At 74.2% G+C, this 13,839-nt stretch carries 14 protein-coding genes and 1 pseudogene; 11 read left to right on the top strand and 4 right to left on the bottom strand.

Annotation, left to right across the window (positions count from 1 at the left end; genetic code table 11):
• Positions 1-324 (top strand): annotated as a pseudogene (locus AC162C_RS06445) (excinuclease ABC subunit UvrA); the annotation flags it as partial.
• Here AC162C_RS06445 and AC162C_RS06440 read toward each other — a convergent pair.
• Positions 325-3,861 carry an AAA family ATPase gene (locus AC162C_RS06440; protein WP_484096841.1) on the bottom strand — a complete coding sequence of 1,179 codons (3,537 nt, stop codon included), beginning with the start codon at positions 3,859-3,861 and terminating at the stop codon, positions 325-327.
• Positions 3,862-3,925: 64 nt separating this feature from the next.
• Between AC162C_RS06440 and AC162C_RS06435 the strand changes: the two genes are divergently transcribed.
• On the top strand, positions 3,926-4,627 hold the full coding sequence (locus tag AC162C_RS06435) for a YIP1 family protein (protein ID WP_484096840.1): 702 nt from the start codon (positions 3,926-3,928) through the stop codon (positions 4,625-4,627).
• 1 nt (position 4,628) lies between these two features.
• Here the strand turns inward: AC162C_RS06435 and panB are convergent, their stop codons facing one another.
• The 3 genes from panB to AC162C_RS06420 all read right to left on the bottom strand — a co-directional run bounded on the left by panB (position 4,629) and on the right by AC162C_RS06420 (position 7,684).
• Positions 4,629-5,504 (bottom strand): 3-methyl-2-oxobutanoate hydroxymethyltransferase, encoded by an 876-nt coding sequence (gene panB / locus AC162C_RS06430; RefSeq protein ID WP_484096839.1) that lies wholly within the window; start codon positions 5,502-5,504, stop codon positions 4,629-4,631.
• Positions 5,501-6,991, bottom strand: a complete 1,491-nt coding sequence (gene panC / locus AC162C_RS06425) for a pantoate--beta-alanine ligase (RefSeq protein WP_484096838.1) — start codon at positions 6,989-6,991, stop codon at positions 5,501-5,503. The genes panB and panC overlap by 4 nt, the downstream gene beginning before the upstream one ends.
• Positions 6,992-7,057: 66 nt before the next feature.
• Entirely contained in the window at positions 7,058-7,684 is a 627-nt protein-coding gene (locus AC162C_RS06420; RefSeq protein WP_484096837.1) for a GNAT family N-acetyltransferase, read from the bottom strand.
• Between AC162C_RS06420 and AC162C_RS06415 the strand changes: the two genes are divergently transcribed.
• The 9 genes from AC162C_RS06415 to AC162C_RS06375 form a co-directional block, all read left to right on the top strand.
• The gene (locus AC162C_RS06415; protein WP_484096836.1) at positions 7,683-7,904 is read left to right on the top strand and encodes an FmdB family zinc ribbon protein; all 222 of its coding nucleotides are present in this window, start codon (positions 7,683-7,685) and stop codon (positions 7,902-7,904) included. The genes AC162C_RS06420 and AC162C_RS06415 overlap by 2 nt on opposite strands.
• 50 nt (positions 7,905-7,954) lie before the next feature.
• Positions 7,955-8,593, top strand: a complete 639-nt coding sequence (locus AC162C_RS06410; RefSeq protein WP_484096835.1) for a glycerol-3-phosphate acyltransferase — start codon at positions 7,955-7,957, stop codon at positions 8,591-8,593.
• The gene (locus AC162C_RS06405; RefSeq protein WP_484096834.1) at positions 8,590-9,420 is read left to right on the top strand and encodes a DegV family protein; all 831 of its coding nucleotides are present in this window, start codon (positions 8,590-8,592) and stop codon (positions 9,418-9,420) included. The genes AC162C_RS06410 and AC162C_RS06405 overlap by 4 nt, the downstream gene beginning before the upstream one ends.
• Positions 9,421-9,427: 7 nt before the next feature.
• The gene (locus tag AC162C_RS06400) at positions 9,428-10,105 is read left to right on the top strand and encodes a uracil-DNA glycosylase (protein WP_484096833.1); all 678 of its coding nucleotides are present in this window, start codon (positions 9,428-9,430) and stop codon (positions 10,103-10,105) included.
• 2 nt (positions 10,106-10,107) lie between these two features.
• The gene (gene tsaE / locus AC162C_RS06395) at positions 10,108-10,578 is read left to right on the top strand and encodes a tRNA (adenosine(37)-N6)-threonylcarbamoyltransferase complex ATPase subunit type 1 TsaE (RefSeq protein WP_484096832.1); all 471 of its coding nucleotides are present in this window, start codon (positions 10,108-10,110) and stop codon (positions 10,576-10,578) included.
• A complete protein-coding gene (gene tsaB, locus AC162C_RS06390) occupies positions 10,547-11,134 on the top strand; it encodes a tRNA (adenosine(37)-N6)-threonylcarbamoyltransferase complex dimerization subunit type 1 TsaB (RefSeq protein ID WP_484096831.1) in 588 nt (195 codons plus the stop codon). Before tsaE ends, tsaB begins: the two co-directional genes overlap by 32 nt.
• Positions 11,131-11,601: a ribosomal protein S18-alanine N-acetyltransferase gene (rimI, locus tag AC162C_RS06385; protein WP_484096830.1), complete on the top strand. Its 471-nt coding sequence runs from the start codon at positions 11,131-11,133 to the stop codon at positions 11,599-11,601. The genes tsaB and rimI overlap by 4 nt, the downstream gene beginning before the upstream one ends.
• Positions 11,598-12,581 carry a tRNA (adenosine(37)-N6)-threonylcarbamoyltransferase complex transferase subunit TsaD gene (gene tsaD, locus AC162C_RS06380; protein ID WP_462974177.1) on the top strand — a complete coding sequence of 328 codons (984 nt, stop codon included), beginning with the start codon at positions 11,598-11,600 and terminating at the stop codon, positions 12,579-12,581. Before rimI ends, tsaD begins: the two co-directional genes overlap by 4 nt.
• Positions 12,559-13,839, top strand: a 1,281-nt coding sequence (locus AC162C_RS06375; protein ID WP_484096829.1) for a S8 family serine peptidase, incomplete at its 3' end; no start/stop codon positions are given. The genes tsaD and AC162C_RS06375, both read left to right, overlap by 23 nt.

Here is a 13,839-nt window from a genome sequence, read left to right as displayed (position 1 = left end):
GAGCTGGCGAAGGTCGCAACCGGGCGGACCATGTACATCCTCGACGAGCCGACGACGGGGTTGCACTTCGCGGATATCGAGAAGCTCCTCGAGGTGCTTCATCGGCTCGTCGATGCGGGCAACACCGTCGTCGTCATCGAGCACAACCTCGACGTGATCAAGCAGGCGGACTGGGTGATCGACCTCGGGCCCGAGGGCGGGGAGGAGGGCGGTGAGCTGATCGCCGCCGGCACCCCCGAGCAGGTGGCCGCCGTCGAGGAGAGCTACACGGGGCGGTTCCTGCGGCACGTGCTCGCCGCGCCCGCGGCCGTGGCGGCCGCCTGATCAGGAGCCGGCCGCGGCGGCCGGCAGCGCGGCGTCGATCCGTTCCAGCCGGACGACGGCGCCCATGTGCTCCCACAGCGCACGCGCCTCGGCGAGCAGCGGCTCGGCGTCGTCGGTCCGTCCGGCGCGGACGAGCGCCCGGCCGTAGTCGGTGAGCACGCGTGCGAGGGGCGGGAGGTCGCCGAGGTTGCGGGCCGCCGAGAGGCCCTCCGCGAAGTGATCGCAGGCGCGCTCGTGCTCGCCGGCACACGATGCCGCGACTCCCCGCACGCGTGCCGTCTCGATCCGCGTCCCGCGGGTCTGCATCATCGTCGGGACCGTGTCGATGAGGTCGACCAGCGGCAGGAGGTGAGCAGGGTCGCCGGCGTCCTGGAGCACGTCGAGCGCGAGACCTGCCGTGGCGGCGGCAGCGTCCGTGTAGCCGTACTCCAGGAGCGGAGCGACCATCTCGTCGGCGAGCGAGCGAACGTCGTCCACCCGATCGTCGGCGATGGCGAGGAGCAAGGCCTTGAAGCGCTTCGACATCATCAGCTGCTGGTCGGTCGTGTCTTCCACGTCGGCGACGAGGTCGAACAGTCGACGCGCATCGGCATCCGCCCCGCGCTCGAGCGCCGCTTGGGCCATCCAGAGCGTCGACACAGCCTGCCCCGACTGCGCCGTCGGCTCGACGGGTAGCCATTCCTCTGCGGACGCGAACGCCTCGTCCCACTCGCCCGTCGCGAGCAGTGAAAAGCTGTGCGAGCCGGCGAAGGCGATGAAGAACTGGCGGTGACCGCGCGCACGGGCGAGCTCCTGGGCCTCCGCCTCGATCCGTCGCACCTCGTCCTGCTTGTCCGCGATGTTGAGATGGACGATGAGATTGTTGTACGCGCGGAGAGCGGCAGTGAGGAGGTCGTGCTCCAGCGCAATGGCGAGTGCCTCGCGGAGCAGGGCGATGCTCTCGTGCCGCCTGCCCTTGAGGACGAGCGCCTTCGTGTTCAGCGCATGGGAGAGCACCTCGGGGAGCTCCTGCGCCTCGGCGATGTCGAGCGCGAACTCCACCCGCTCGAGCGCAAGCTCCCGGTCGCCTCGGAAGTGGTAGATGCGCGCCGACTCCGCCGCGAGCATGGCGAGGTCGGCGTTCGGCTCGTCGGCCGCGAGCACGGCGAATGCCGGCTCGACGAGTGCCACCGCTTCGTCGATCTGACCACGATTCCAGTGGGCAACGCTCAGCCAGGCCGCCGTGCGCGCGGCGTCGCGGGAGAGGCCCTCTCCGTCGTACAGCGACCGGGCCGCGCCGAGGCGCTCGATCGCGACGTCGATCTCGGCCGCGTCGTGGGCCAGCATCCCTGCACGCTCCAGAAGCGCGGCCTGCTCGCGCGGGTCATCCGTGAGCGCAACAGCCTGGTCGAAGGCCCGTCGTGCGTCCTCGGGCGAGGCGAGGGACGCCGAGCGCTCCCCGGCCCGGCGGAGCCATGCGATCGCCTTCGTGCGCACCTCGGCGGCGTCGGCCGCCTCGGGATCGGCGTCGGACGCGTCGCGGTAGTGCGTCGCGATCACCTCCGCGATCTCGTCGGGGTCGATGCCGGCCTCCTCGGCGAGGTACGCGGCGGCCGCCAGGTGGAGGGCGCGCCGGTCGCGGCGGGCGAGCGTCTCGTAGGCGACGCGCTGCACGAGCGCCTGCAGGAAGCCGTACTGGCCGCGCTCGGGCGAGCGCGGGTCGGTGTCGAGCGACAGCACCTCCTTGCGCACGAGCCCGTCGAGGAGGCGCTGGACGTCCCCCTCGTCGGCACCGCCGAGCGCCGCGAGCCCGCGGACGTTGAACGTCTTGCCGAGCACCGACGCGTGCTCGAGCAGCCGGCGCTCGCCCTCGTCGAGGCCGTCGAGCCGCGCGGCGATCAGCGCGTGCAGCGTCTCGGGCACTGCGAGCTCGTCGAGCGAGCCGGTGATCGCGTACGTGTCGCCCGCGCGCTCGAGCAGCCCGCGGTCGAGCAGCATGCGCACGGTCTCGACCGCGTACAGCGGGATCCCGTCGGCGCGCTCCCTGATCGCCTCGCGCGTCTCGGCGGGGAGCCCCGGGACGAGCCCGGTGAGCAGCTCGTACATCGCCTCGTCCGAGAGCGGGTCGAGCATCAGCGTCGTCGCGCTGCGCACGTGCGAGCCGAAGCCGGGGTGTCGTTCGGCGATCTCGGGGCGGGAGAGGGCGAGCACGAAGATCGGGTAGGAGCGCGACCACTCGAGGAGGTGCTCCACGAACTCCACGAGCCCGCTGTCGGCCCAGTGCAGGTCCTCGAACACGAGCACCGTCGCGCCGTCGTCGGCGAGGCGCTCGAAGAACACGCGCCAGGCCGAGAACAGGTCGTTGCGGTCGGAGCTGGTCCGCTCGACGAGCCCGAGCAGGTGCTGCAGCCGCGGCTCGATCCACTCGCGCTCCTCGGCGTCGGGGACGTGCTCGGCCACGCAGGCCCGCAGCTTGGCGAGTGCGCTCGACTCGTCCTCGTCCTCGAGGATCCCGGCGCGGCCGCGCACCATCTCGGCGAGCGCCCAGTAGGCGACGCCGTCGCCGTAGGCGAGGCAGCGGCCACGGTGCCACCACACGTCGTCGGCGAGCCCGTCGACGTGCTTCTCGAACTCCCAGGCGAGCCGTGACTTGCCGATCCCGGCGACGCCGATCACGGAGACGAGCGTCGCCCGCCGGTCGGCGGCGGACGCATGGAAGTGCTCCCTGACGAGCCGGAACTCGCGGTCGCGGCCGACGAACGGTGCCTCGAGCCCCGACGATCGGCCCTCTCCGCGACGTCCGCTCACGACGCGGGTCGCGCGCCAGAGCTGCGCGGACTCGGCCTTGCCCTTGAGGTCGTGCAGGCCGGCGTCCTCGTAGACGACCGCCGCCTCCGTCGCGCGCTTCGTCGGCTCGCCGACGAGTGCGCTTCCGGGGTCGGCGGCGGCCTGGATGCGCGCGGCCGTGTTCACGAGGTCGCCGGCCACCATCCCCTGCCCCTCGGCCCCGAGCGTCACCGCCGCCTCGCCGGTGAGCACCCCCGCGCGGGCCTGCAACCCGGGGGCGCCGACGTCGGCGGCGAGACCGGCGACGGCGTCGACGAGGTCGAGGGCGGCGCGGACGGCGCGCTCGGCGTCGTCCTCCTGCGCGACCGGGGTGCCCCAGACGGCCATCACGGCGTCGCCGATGAACTTCTCCACGGTGCCGCCGTAGCGCTCGATCACGGCGCGGGCGGTGTCGAAGTAGCGCGAGAGCAGCTCGCGGGTGTCCTCGGCGTCGCGGCCCTCGGCGAGCGTCGTGAAGCCGACGAGGTCGGCGAACAGCACGCTCACGAGGCGGCGCTCGGCAGTGTGCGCGGGGGCGGTGGAGGGCGCGGCTGGCGACCGCGCGGCCGCGGTGAGCCTCGTGCCGCACTCGCCGCAGAACTTGACCCCCGGCGTGTTCGCGCTCCCGCAGGCGGGGCAGGCGAGCGCGAGCCCGGCACCGCACTCGCCGCAGAACTTCCGGCCGGCCTCGTTCGCGGTGCCGCAGGCGGAGCAGGTGACGCCGTCTGCCATGGGGCGAACTCTGGCCCACCGGCGGCGTGGGCGCAACGCCTGCGCCCGCGGCTACGCTCGGGGGGTGAGCGCCCAGCCGCCGCCCCGCGTCAAGCCGGCCGCCGCCGCCGACGCCGAAGCGCGCAGCCGCGCCGACGCCGTGCGGGACGCCGAGCGACGCTGGTGGCGGCGCGCCGTGGAGGTTCTCTGGCGACCGCGGCCGGTCTTCGCCGCGCTCGCGGACGACGACGAGGACGACGTCGTCGCGCGACAGGAGCCGGTTCTCGCGATCATCCTGCTGGCGGGGATCGGCGGCATCCTCCTCACCCCGGCGTGGGGGACGATGCTCGACGACTGGACCGTCGACTGGCTCGTGCTCGCCGTCGTCACCTTCGTCGGCGGGCTCTTCTACGGCGCCTTCGGGTACCTCCTGATCGGGCTCGCGATCTGGCTCGGCGCGCGCGGCGTCGGGGTGACGGGGCCTGCGCGCCAGGCGCGGCACGTCCTCGCCTTCAGCGCCGTGCCGCTCGCCGTCTCCCCGGGCGTCACCGTCCCCGCCGCCCTGATCGTCTACGGGGCCGACTTCTTCCGCAGCGGCGGCGCCGACGAGGGGGCGGGTCGGGCGGTGATCGTCGGCCTCGGGCTCGTCTTCGTCGCGTGGACGTTCGCGCTCCTCGTGCTCGGCCTGCGCACCACCTATCGGCTCCCCTGGCGAGGGGTCGTCGGCACGCTCGCCCTCGCCGGCGTCCTCGTCGCCGCCTTCGCCGTGCTGCCGACGCTGCTCTGACTCAGCGGGGCGTCGCGCGCGAGACCGCGACCTCGAATGCGGCGCGCTCCTCGGCGTCCATCGCGTACGCGTGCTCCGGCCCGGGGAACGTGCCGTCACGCACCTCCGCCGCATAGGCCTCGAGGGCGTCCCGGATGTGCCGCGAGAGGTTCGCGTAGCGCTTCACGAACCGTGGGAGGTGGCCCTCCGAGAGGCCGAGCAGGTCGTGGTAGACGAGCACCTGCCCGTCGCACTCCGCTCCGGCGCCGATCCCGATCGTGGGGATCGTCAGTCGCTGCGTGATCTCGCGCGCGACCGGGCCGGGAACCGCCTCGAGCACGAGCAGCGACGCCCCCGCCGCCTGCAGCGCGAGCGCGTCCTCGACGAGCCCGACGGCGGCGTCCGCGGACTTGCCCTGGGTGCGGAACCCGCCGAGCGCCGTCGCCGTCTGCGGCGTGAGCCCGATGTGGCCGACGGTCGGGATCCCGGCGTCGACGATCGCCCGCACGCGGGACAGCATCGGGCCGGCCCCTTCGAGCTTGACCATGTCCGCCCCGGCCTCCTTGAAGAAGCGGATCGCGCTCCGGACGGCGTCCTCGTCGCTCACCTGGTACGAGCCGAACGGCATGTCCGCGACGACCACCGGCCGGTAGGCGGCGCGGGCGACGGTGCGCGTGAGGATCAGCATCTCCTCCATCGTCACGGGGACCGTCGTCCCCTCGTAGCCGAGGACGACCATCGCGGCGCTGTCGCCGACGAGGATCATGTCGATCCCCGCGTCCTCGGCGAACCGGGCGCCGGGCATGTCGTAGGCGGTGACCATGACGATCTTCTCGCCGCGGCGCTTCATCGCGGCGAGCTCGGGAAGGGGCAGCTTCGCTGCCGGGAGCGTGCTCATGTGGCCTCCTCCAGGGGGACGTTGTCGATCAGGCGGGTCGAGCCGACGCGCACGGCGCCGGCGAGGACGGGCGGGTCGAACGGCGCGACCTCCACGTAGTCGACCTCGAGGCCGGCGTCGTCGAGGATCGCGCGCGCGCGGCCGGGATCGAGCGTCCGGAGCGCCCGGGGGAGGGCGCCGGCCCGGCGTCGCTCCTCGGGATCGAGTGCCGCGTTCCGTGACGAGAGGGCGAGGCCGTCGGCGTCGCGCACGGTGGGCACGACGTGCAGCTCGGTCTCGAGCGCGAGGTCGTGGATCATGCGGCGCAGCACCTCGACCTGCTGCGCGTCCTTCTGACCGAAGAACACGAGGTCCGGTCGGACGATCGTGAACAGCTTGAGGCAGACCGTCGCGACGCCGCGGAAGTGCCCCGGGCGGTGCTCGCCCTCGAGCACGGCGCCGAGCTCGGTCACGTCGACCCAGGTCTGGAAGCCCGGCGGGTACATCTCGTCGACCGTGGGTGCGAACACGACGTCGACGCCGACGGCGGCGGCCTGCTCGAGGTCGTGCTCCTCGTCGCGCGGGTAGGAGGCGAGGTCGGCGTCGTCGCCGAACTGCGACGGGTTCACGAACAGGCTCATCACGACAGTGTCCGCCGCCTCGCGCGCGGCCCGGAGCAGCGCGAGGTGGCCGTCGTGGAGCGCGCCCATCGTCGGGACGAGCGCGACCCGCCCCGCGCGCCGAGGCGCGAGCAGGGCGCGGACGGCCGCGATCGTCCGGGTGACGGCAGGCCGTCGTCTCTCGCCGGGGAGACCCGCGCTCGTGCTCGGGCGCGTCCTTCCGGCCTGGGAGGCCGTGAGGTCCGCGAGCGCCGAGTACATCGGCTCGAGCTCCGGCCGCTCGGCGCGGATCACCGCGAGGTGGCGGTCGACCGTCTCCCAGTCGCCCCGGTCGATCGGGCCGGTGAGCTCGAAGTCGTTGTCGATCGTCCGGCGCATCAGGGGATCGAGCCCCTCGGGCGGTGCGCCGGCGGCCTCGAGCAGCGACCCGCCGGCGCGGCGCAGCGTCACGACGTAGTTGGACGCGATCGCGGCGCCCGCGTGGTAGAGGGCGCGACGGCCGTCGTCGAGGTCGAACGGCTGCAGGCCGAGCAGCTCGGCGAGCCACCTCCCGACGGCGCGTGCCTCCATCGACTCGGCCGTGACGGCGGCCCACGCGCCGTCGAGCTGCTCCGGCCCGCGGCGGCTCGTGAACGTCTGCAGCGGATGGACGCCGAAGCGGCGCTCGTGCGGGGCGAGGGCGGCGAGCGGCGTCGCGCCCGACACGTGCGCGACCCAGGGGCCGGGCTCCACCTCGCGGGCGACGTCGGGGATCGCCCGATCCGGCACGCAGAGCAGGACGAGGTCGGGGGCCGGGTCGTCCAGGCGCAGGCCGCGCTCGGCGAGTCGCGCGGCGACCGCCGTGCCGACGCGCCCGCGGGCGCCGATCACCCTGATGGCCTCGATCATCTGTCCGTGCTCCAGTTCCCCTTCGGATACCGGGCTCCAGACAGGATAACGAGGGACCGGCCGGGTTCAATCCCCCGCGGCCGCGAGCCGGCGTGTCAGGTGCCCGCGAACGGCGGGCCACTCGTCGTCCGTGATCGCGTACCAGGCGCTGTCGCGGTTCTCGCCGCCGCGCACGAGCATGTGCTTGCGGTGGATGCCCTCGAACGTGGCTCCGAGCGCCTCGAGGGCGGCCCGCGAGCGCTCGTTCGCCGCGTCCGTCTTGAACTCGACCCGTCGACAGCCCCACCGCTCGAGGGCGTGGTCGAGCATGAGCAGCTTCGCCTCGACGTTCACGCCGCCGCCCCACGCGTCGGGGTGGAGCCACGTCCACCCGATCTCCACGCTGCGATGCTCGGGCCGCAGCGCCAGGAACCGGGTCGAGCCGACGACCCGCCCGTCGCTGCGACGCCTCGTCGCGAACGGGATCTCCGTTCCCGCGGCAGCCGCGGCGAGCGCTCCGGCGAGCCAGCTGTCGAGGCTCTCCCGGGTCGCGGGCTGCGCGATCGGGAGCCAGCACCAGGTGCGCGGGTCGCGCGACGCCTCCCACAGCCCGTCGCCGTGATCGGGCCGAAGCGGCTCCAGCCGGACGAGCCGACCGTCGAGGACCGATGCCTGCCACGCCGTCACGACGCCGAGCATTACACTGACGGCCATGCCGATCTACGAGTACGCGTGCATGGAGTGCGAGCAGCACTTCGACGAGCTCGTCCGCAGCGAGACGCAGGTCGTCACCTGCCCCGAGTGCGGCGCGGCCGACGTGCTGAAGCAGCTGTCGACGTTCGCCGTCGTCGGCGCGACGTCGAAGCCGAGCTTCAGCGGGCCCGCCGGTGGTGGTGGCGGCTGTTGCGGCGGCTCCTGCGGCTGCGGCCACTGAGCCCCGAAGGCGCGGCACGGGCCGGAGCCGATCCGCTATCTCATAGGTCGATGTCTCTGCTCCGCCTCCTCGGCGCGGGGCTGGGCGGATACCTGCTCGGCACCGTTCCCTCGTCGGACGTCGCGGCCCGCGTCGCGACCGACGGCCGCCTCGACCTGCGCGAGGTCGGGAGCGGCAACCCGGGGGCGATGAACGCGCTGAAGACGCTCGGTCGTGGCTACGGGATCGCCGTCGCCGCCGCGGACGTGGCGAAGGGGGCCGTCGCCTGCGCCGCGGGCCGGCGCGTCGCCGGTGCGAACGGCGCCCACCTCGCCGGCGTCGCCGCGGTCGCCGGGCACTGCTACCCGGTGTGGAGCGGTTTCCGCGGCGGCGGCAAGGGGGTGGCGACGAGCGCCGGCCAGTGTCTCGCGACGTTCCCGGCGTACGCTCCGATCGACGCGACGATCGGTGTGCTCGCGGCCGCGTACATGCCGCCCCGCCACCGGGCGCTCACCGCCACCGTCGTCGCCGCGTCGGCGTGGGTCGTCGGCGGTGCGCTCTGGTGGCGCAAGCGTCTCCCCAACGGGTGGGGGCCCGAGCCGACGCTCGCGCTGCCGCTCGCGAACGTCGCCACCACCACCGTGATCCTGTCCCGGTTCGCAGCCGCCCTCCGTGCACGGCGCGACGACGACCTCGGCGACGACTGGTGAGCCGGCGGGTCGGCCTGGTCACCGACTCGAGCGCGCAGCTGGGGCACACCCGCGCCCGTCGTGCGCAGATCGCGGTCGTGCCCGTGACGGTCGTCGTCGACGGCGACCCGGCCGCCGAGGTCGACGTCGACCTCGACGCCTTCGATGCGCGGCTCGCAGCGGGGGCCGACGTGACCACCGCCACCCCGGGCCCCGGCGCATTCGCAGACGCGTACGAGCGCCTCGCGGGCGACGGTGCGCGGGAGGTGATCTCCCTCCACCTCGACGAGCGGTTGTCGGGCGTCGTCGCCGCGGCCAGGCTCGGAGCCGAGGCCGCTCCCGTGCCCGTGCACGTCGTGGACACGCGCCAGGTGAGCTTCGGCGTGGGCCTCTGCGCTCTCCAGGCGCGGCGGGTGCTCGACGGGCGGGGCGGCTCGACCGCGGCGATCGCCGCGGCTCGTCGTCTGTCGACACGTCTCCGCAACGCGTCCTTCGTCGCCGCCCCGTCGTCACCCGGGCGGATCGACGCCCGGGACGCCCTGATCACCGTCGTCGAGGGCGCGACGACCGTGATCGACGCGGGCGTGGACGCGCGCGCGGCGCCCGAGCGGCTGGCGGCGCTCGTCCTCTCCGGCCCCGGCCCGTTCGGGGTCGCCGTCGGTCACGCCGGCCCGGAGGCGCGCGACGGGGCGGATGCGCTCGCCCGTCTCCTCGAGGGGGCGCCCGCGGTGGAGGGCGTCCTCCGCTACCGCGTCGGCCCGTCCGTCAGCGCGCACACCGGCCCTCGAGCCTTCGGATGCTTCTGGTGGCCGTCAGACGAGGCCGATCCGGAGGCCCGCCTAGACTGACTCGCTCATGGACGACGGTCGCGCACGGTCGCTCGAGCAGTCCGCGTCGGACGCCACCGGCTGTACGCGCTGTGCGCTCGCCGAGGGGAGGACGCAGGTCGTCTTCGGCTCCGGCGACCCGGACGCCGACCTGATGCTCGTCGGCGAGGCCCCGGGGTTCCACGAGGACCGCCACGGGGCGCCGTTCGTCGGCGAGGCGGGGCAGCTGCTCGACCGCCTCCTCGCCGGGATCGGGCTCGACCGCGACGACGTGTACGTGACGAACACGCTCAAGTGTCGGCCGCCGGGCAACCGCGACCCTCAGCCCGACGAGATCGCCGCCTGCGAGCCCTACCTCTTCCGGCAGATCGAGCTCGTGCGGCCCGCTGTCGTCGCGACGCTCGGGAACTTCGCGACGAAGCTCCTGTCGGGCCGGCCCGACGGGATCACCCGGGTGCACGGCCAGGAGCTCGAGCTCGTGCTGGGGACGACACCGGTGCTCCTCTACCCCCTGTACCACCCGGCGGCCGCGTTGTACACGCCGTCGATGTTGCGCGTGCTCGAGACCGACTTCGCGCGCATTCCCGACCTGCTCGGGAGAGACCGGGGGCCGGTCGAGGACGCACCGGCGGCCACCCCGGACACCGCGATCCCGCCCGGCCCACGCGAGACGGCGGGGGCACCGCTGCAGCTCGGCCTCTTCTGAGCATGGTCGAGCTGACCTCCGCGTCCGCGGTGGAGACCGAGGAGGTGGCGGCGGTGATCGCGCGCCGCCTCCGCGTCGGCGACGTCGTCGTCGTCTCGGGGGAGCTCGGCTCGGGCAAGACGACCTTCGTGCGGGGCGCGGCGCGCGCCCTCGGCGTCGGCGGGCCGGTGACGAGCCCGACGTTCACGATCGGTCACCGCTACACGGGCGCGGTCGACGTCTCCCACCTCGACCTCTTCCGGTTCCGGGGCCTCTCCGCTGCCGAGTGGGGCGATCTGGAGCCGTACTTCGACGACGCCGTCGTCTTCGTCGAGTGGCCGGAGGCGGGCGAGGACGCCCTGCCCCGGCCCCGCCTCCGCGTCCGGCTCGAGCACGGCGGGGGCGACGTCAGGCGCATCCGCTTCGACACGGACGACCCGTCGTTGCTAGAAGGACTCGAGCGTGCTGATTCTCGCGTTCGACACGGCGACTGACGTCGCGACCAGCGCGCTCGTCGCCGACGGTGACGTCCTCGGTGAGCGCGTCTCCACGGCCCGTACCGTGCTCGAGGACGTGGACGCGCTGCTCCGGGGGCGATCACTGGGGCCGGTGCACGTCGACGGCATCGTCGTCGGGATCGGCCCCGGGAGCTTCACGAGCACGCGGATCGGGATCGCGATCGCCCGTGGGCTCGCGCTCGCCCACGGCACGCCCGTCGCGGGCGTCTCGACGCTCGACGCCCTCGCCGCGGGCGCGCCGGGCGCGCTGCCCGTGATCGATGCGAAGCGGAGGGAGGTGTTCGTGCCCGGCCCCCGGGTCGTCGATCCCGCCTCCCTCGAGGTCGCGCCGGGGACGCTCTGCGTCGGCGACGGGGCCCGCCGCTACCGCGACACGCTCGAGCGCGCCGGAGCCGTCGTGCCTCCCGACGAGAGCCCGCTGCACCTCCCACGGGCGAGCCTGCACGCGCGTCTCGCGGGCGCGTTCGGCGGGGCGGAGCTCGTCCAGCCCGTCTACGTCCGTGTCCCCGACGTCGATCGGGCGTCCGCGTGACCGTCGTCACCCGCAAGCTCGAGCTGGCCGATCTCGACGAGATCGAGACGATCGAGCGGGCGTCGTACCCGGCCCCGTGGTCGCGCTCGATGTTCGCGAGCGAGCTCGCGAAGCCGAGCTCCCTGTCGCTGGCGGCCGTCGACGACCACGGGCGGCTCGTCGGGTACCTCGTCCTGTCGCGCTTCGTCGACGCGTGGCACGTGATGAACCTCGCCGTCGACCCGGCCTGGCGTCGCCGTGGGATCGCCTCGATGCTCCTCGAACGGCTCTTCGAGCTCACCCGCGACGACGTCCGGCGCGGGTACACGCTGGAGGTCCGCGTCTCCAACGTCGCCGCGATCCGCCTCTACGAGCGGTTCGGGTTCCACTCGAAGGGCATCCGGCGCAGCTACTACACGGACAACCGGGAGGACGCACTGATCATGTGGCGTGACCTCGACCGGGTCGGGGAGGCGGTGCACGGGTGACCGACGACGGCGCGCTCCTCCTCGCGGTCGAGACGTCGTGTGACGAGACGGCCGCCGCGCTCGTCACGCGGGACGGGGCGATCCGCTCCTCGATCGTCTCCTCGCAGGCCGCGCTGCACGCCCGCTACGGCGGGGTCGTCCCCGAGGTCGCCTCGCGTCGGCATCTCGAGCTCGTCGCACCGGTGGTCGAGGAGGCGCTGGCGGAGGCGGGAGCGACGCTCGACGACGTCGACACGGTCGCCGTCACGCAGGGGCCGGGGCTCGTCGGCGCGTTGCTCGTCGGGCTGTCCTTCGCCAAGGCGCTCGCCTGGGCGCGCGAGCTGCCGCTCGTCCCCGTCGACCATCTCCACGGGCACGTCGCGTCGCTGTTCCTCGCACCCGACCCGCTCGAGCCGCCGTTCGCCTGCCTGCTCGCGAGCGGCGGGCACACGCAGGTGCTCGCCGTGCGCGACCACGATCGCGTGGAGCGGCTCGGGACGACGCTCGACGACGCCGCGGGCGAGGCGTTCGACAAGGGGGCCCGCCTCCTCGGGCTGGGATATCCGGGAGGAGCGGCGATCGACCGGCTCGCCGCCGACGGCGACGCCGACGCCTACGCCTTCCCGGTGGCGCGGGTGGCCGGGCTCGACTTCTCGTTCTCCGGTCTCAAGACCGCGCTCCTCTATGCCGTGCGTGACCTCGACGAGGCCGAGCTCGACCGTCGCCGAGCCGACCTCGCGGCCTCCTACCAGCGCGCGATCGTCCATGCCCTCGTCGCCCGAGCGGAGGAGGCGATCGAGCGCACCGGGCTCGATCGCATCGCCGTCGTCGGTGGAGTCGCGGCGAACTCGGAGCTGCGCTCGGCGCTCCCCGGCGCCGTCTTCGCCCCGCTCGCCCTGTGCACCGACAACGCGGCGATGATCGCCTCCGCCGCGCGCTTCGTCCCGTCCGTTCCCCCACCCGGCTACCTTGGGCTCGATGCGTACTCGTCGGCGACGTGACGTCTCGCTCGCGGCGATGCTCGCCGCGCTCGCCCTCCTTGCCGCCGGCGCAGCCGCACGGACGGGCGAGGCCCCTGGAGGCGCGGAGGGGTGGCAGGGCCTTCTCGGGGCCCGCCCCGCGCCGCAGCTCGGCGACCGCTCGATCGTGGTGCTGAGGGCGCCGTCCCTCGCCGGTCGTGTGCGCCGCGCCGGCGGCACGGCGACCGAGGCGCAGATGAAGGGGTGGACGAGGGCCGCGCGCGACGCACAGGAGCGCATCCTCACGCTGCTCGCGTTCCGCGGCGCCCCGATCGAGCCGGAGCACTCGTACGTCCGCCTCTTCAACGGGTTCGCGGCCCCGCTCGACGCTCGTGCGCTCGCGGTCCTCGGACGCGCGAAGGAGGTGGTCGGCGTCTACCCGGTGCGCGCCGCCTACCCGGCGGCCGAGACGCGCTCCGTGCTCGCGACCGATGCGTTCGCCCCCGGGAGCGGGCGGCGTGCCGATATCGCGGTACCCGGGCTCGACGGCTCCGGCGTCGAGATCGCCCTGCTCGACACGGGCGTCGACCTCGATCACACGTACATCCGTGACAGCCTGCTGCCCGGGATCGACATCGTCGACCCGGGTGGCGATGCGGGTGCAGCCGAGAACCCCACGCAGCCCGGGCGCTCCGAGCGCCACGGCACGGAGCTCGCCGGGCTGATCGTCGGTGAGGACGGCCCCGCCGGTCTCCACGGGGTGGCGCCGAAGGCGTTCGTGCGCCCGATCCGCGTCGCCGGCTGGCAACCCGACGCGACCGGCGACGTCGCCGTCTACTCGCGCTCCGACCAGGTCCTGGCGGGGCTCGAGGCGGCGGTCGACCCGGACGAGGACGGCGACGCCCACGACGCCGCGCGGATCGCCCTCGTCGGCGTCGTGCAGCCGTATGCGTCGTTCGCCGACGGGCCGCTCCAGCGCGCCGTCACCGGTGCGCTGGCCCTCGGCACCCTCGTCGTCGCGCCGTCCGGCAACGACGGCCCCGCCGGCCCGAGCTTCGGCAGCCTGGGGGGCCCGGGTGGCGTGCCGGGAGCGCTCGCGGTGGCGGCCGCGGACTCGCGGCGCACGAGCCCCGTCGTGCACGTGCTGCTCCGCAGCGGTCTCGGTGTCCTCCTCTCCGGGAAGCAGCCGCTCGGAGGCGCCGTGCTGCCGCAGGAGGCCGTGACGGCCCCGGTCGCCGCGCTGCCGGCGCGTGCGACGGCGGTCGTCGGCGGTGCCGGCGGCGTGGAGCGCCAGTTCGAC

The organism is Gaiella sp. (assembly GCF_057140465.1).
This window is presented reverse-complemented; position numbering and strand designations above follow the sequence as displayed.

What these genes read in the sequence shown, in the direction of transcription:
- AC162C_RS06410 (WP_484096835.1), top strand. Translation starts at nt 7,955, where the DNA reads ATGTCTCTGCTCCGCCTCCTCGGCGCGGGGCTGGGCGGATACCTGCTC.
- AC162C_RS06420 (WP_484096837.1), bottom strand. Translation starts at nt 7,684, where the DNA reads ATGGCCGTCAGTGTAATGCTCGGCGTCGTGACGGCGTGGCAGGCATCG.
- panB (WP_484096839.1), bottom strand. Translation starts at nt 5,504, where the DNA reads ATGAGCACGCTCCCGGCAGCGAAGCTGCCCCTTCCCGAGCTCGCCGCG.
- AC162C_RS06400 (WP_484096833.1), top strand. Translation starts at nt 9,428, where the DNA reads ATGGACGACGGTCGCGCACGGTCGCTCGAGCAGTCCGCGTCGGACGCC.
- AC162C_RS06415 (WP_484096836.1), top strand. Translation starts at nt 7,683, where the DNA reads ATGCCGATCTACGAGTACGCGTGCATGGAGTGCGAGCAGCACTTCGAC.
- tsaE (WP_484096832.1), top strand. Translation starts at nt 10,108, where the DNA reads ATGGTCGAGCTGACCTCCGCGTCCGCGGTGGAGACCGAGGAGGTGGCG.
- panC (WP_484096838.1), bottom strand. Translation starts at nt 6,991, where the DNA reads ATGATCGAGGCCATCAGGGTGATCGGCGCCCGCGGGCGCGTCGGCACG.
- AC162C_RS06440 (WP_484096841.1), bottom strand. Translation starts at nt 3,861, where the DNA reads ATGGCAGACGGCGTCACCTGCTCCGCCTGCGGCACCGCGAACGAGGCC.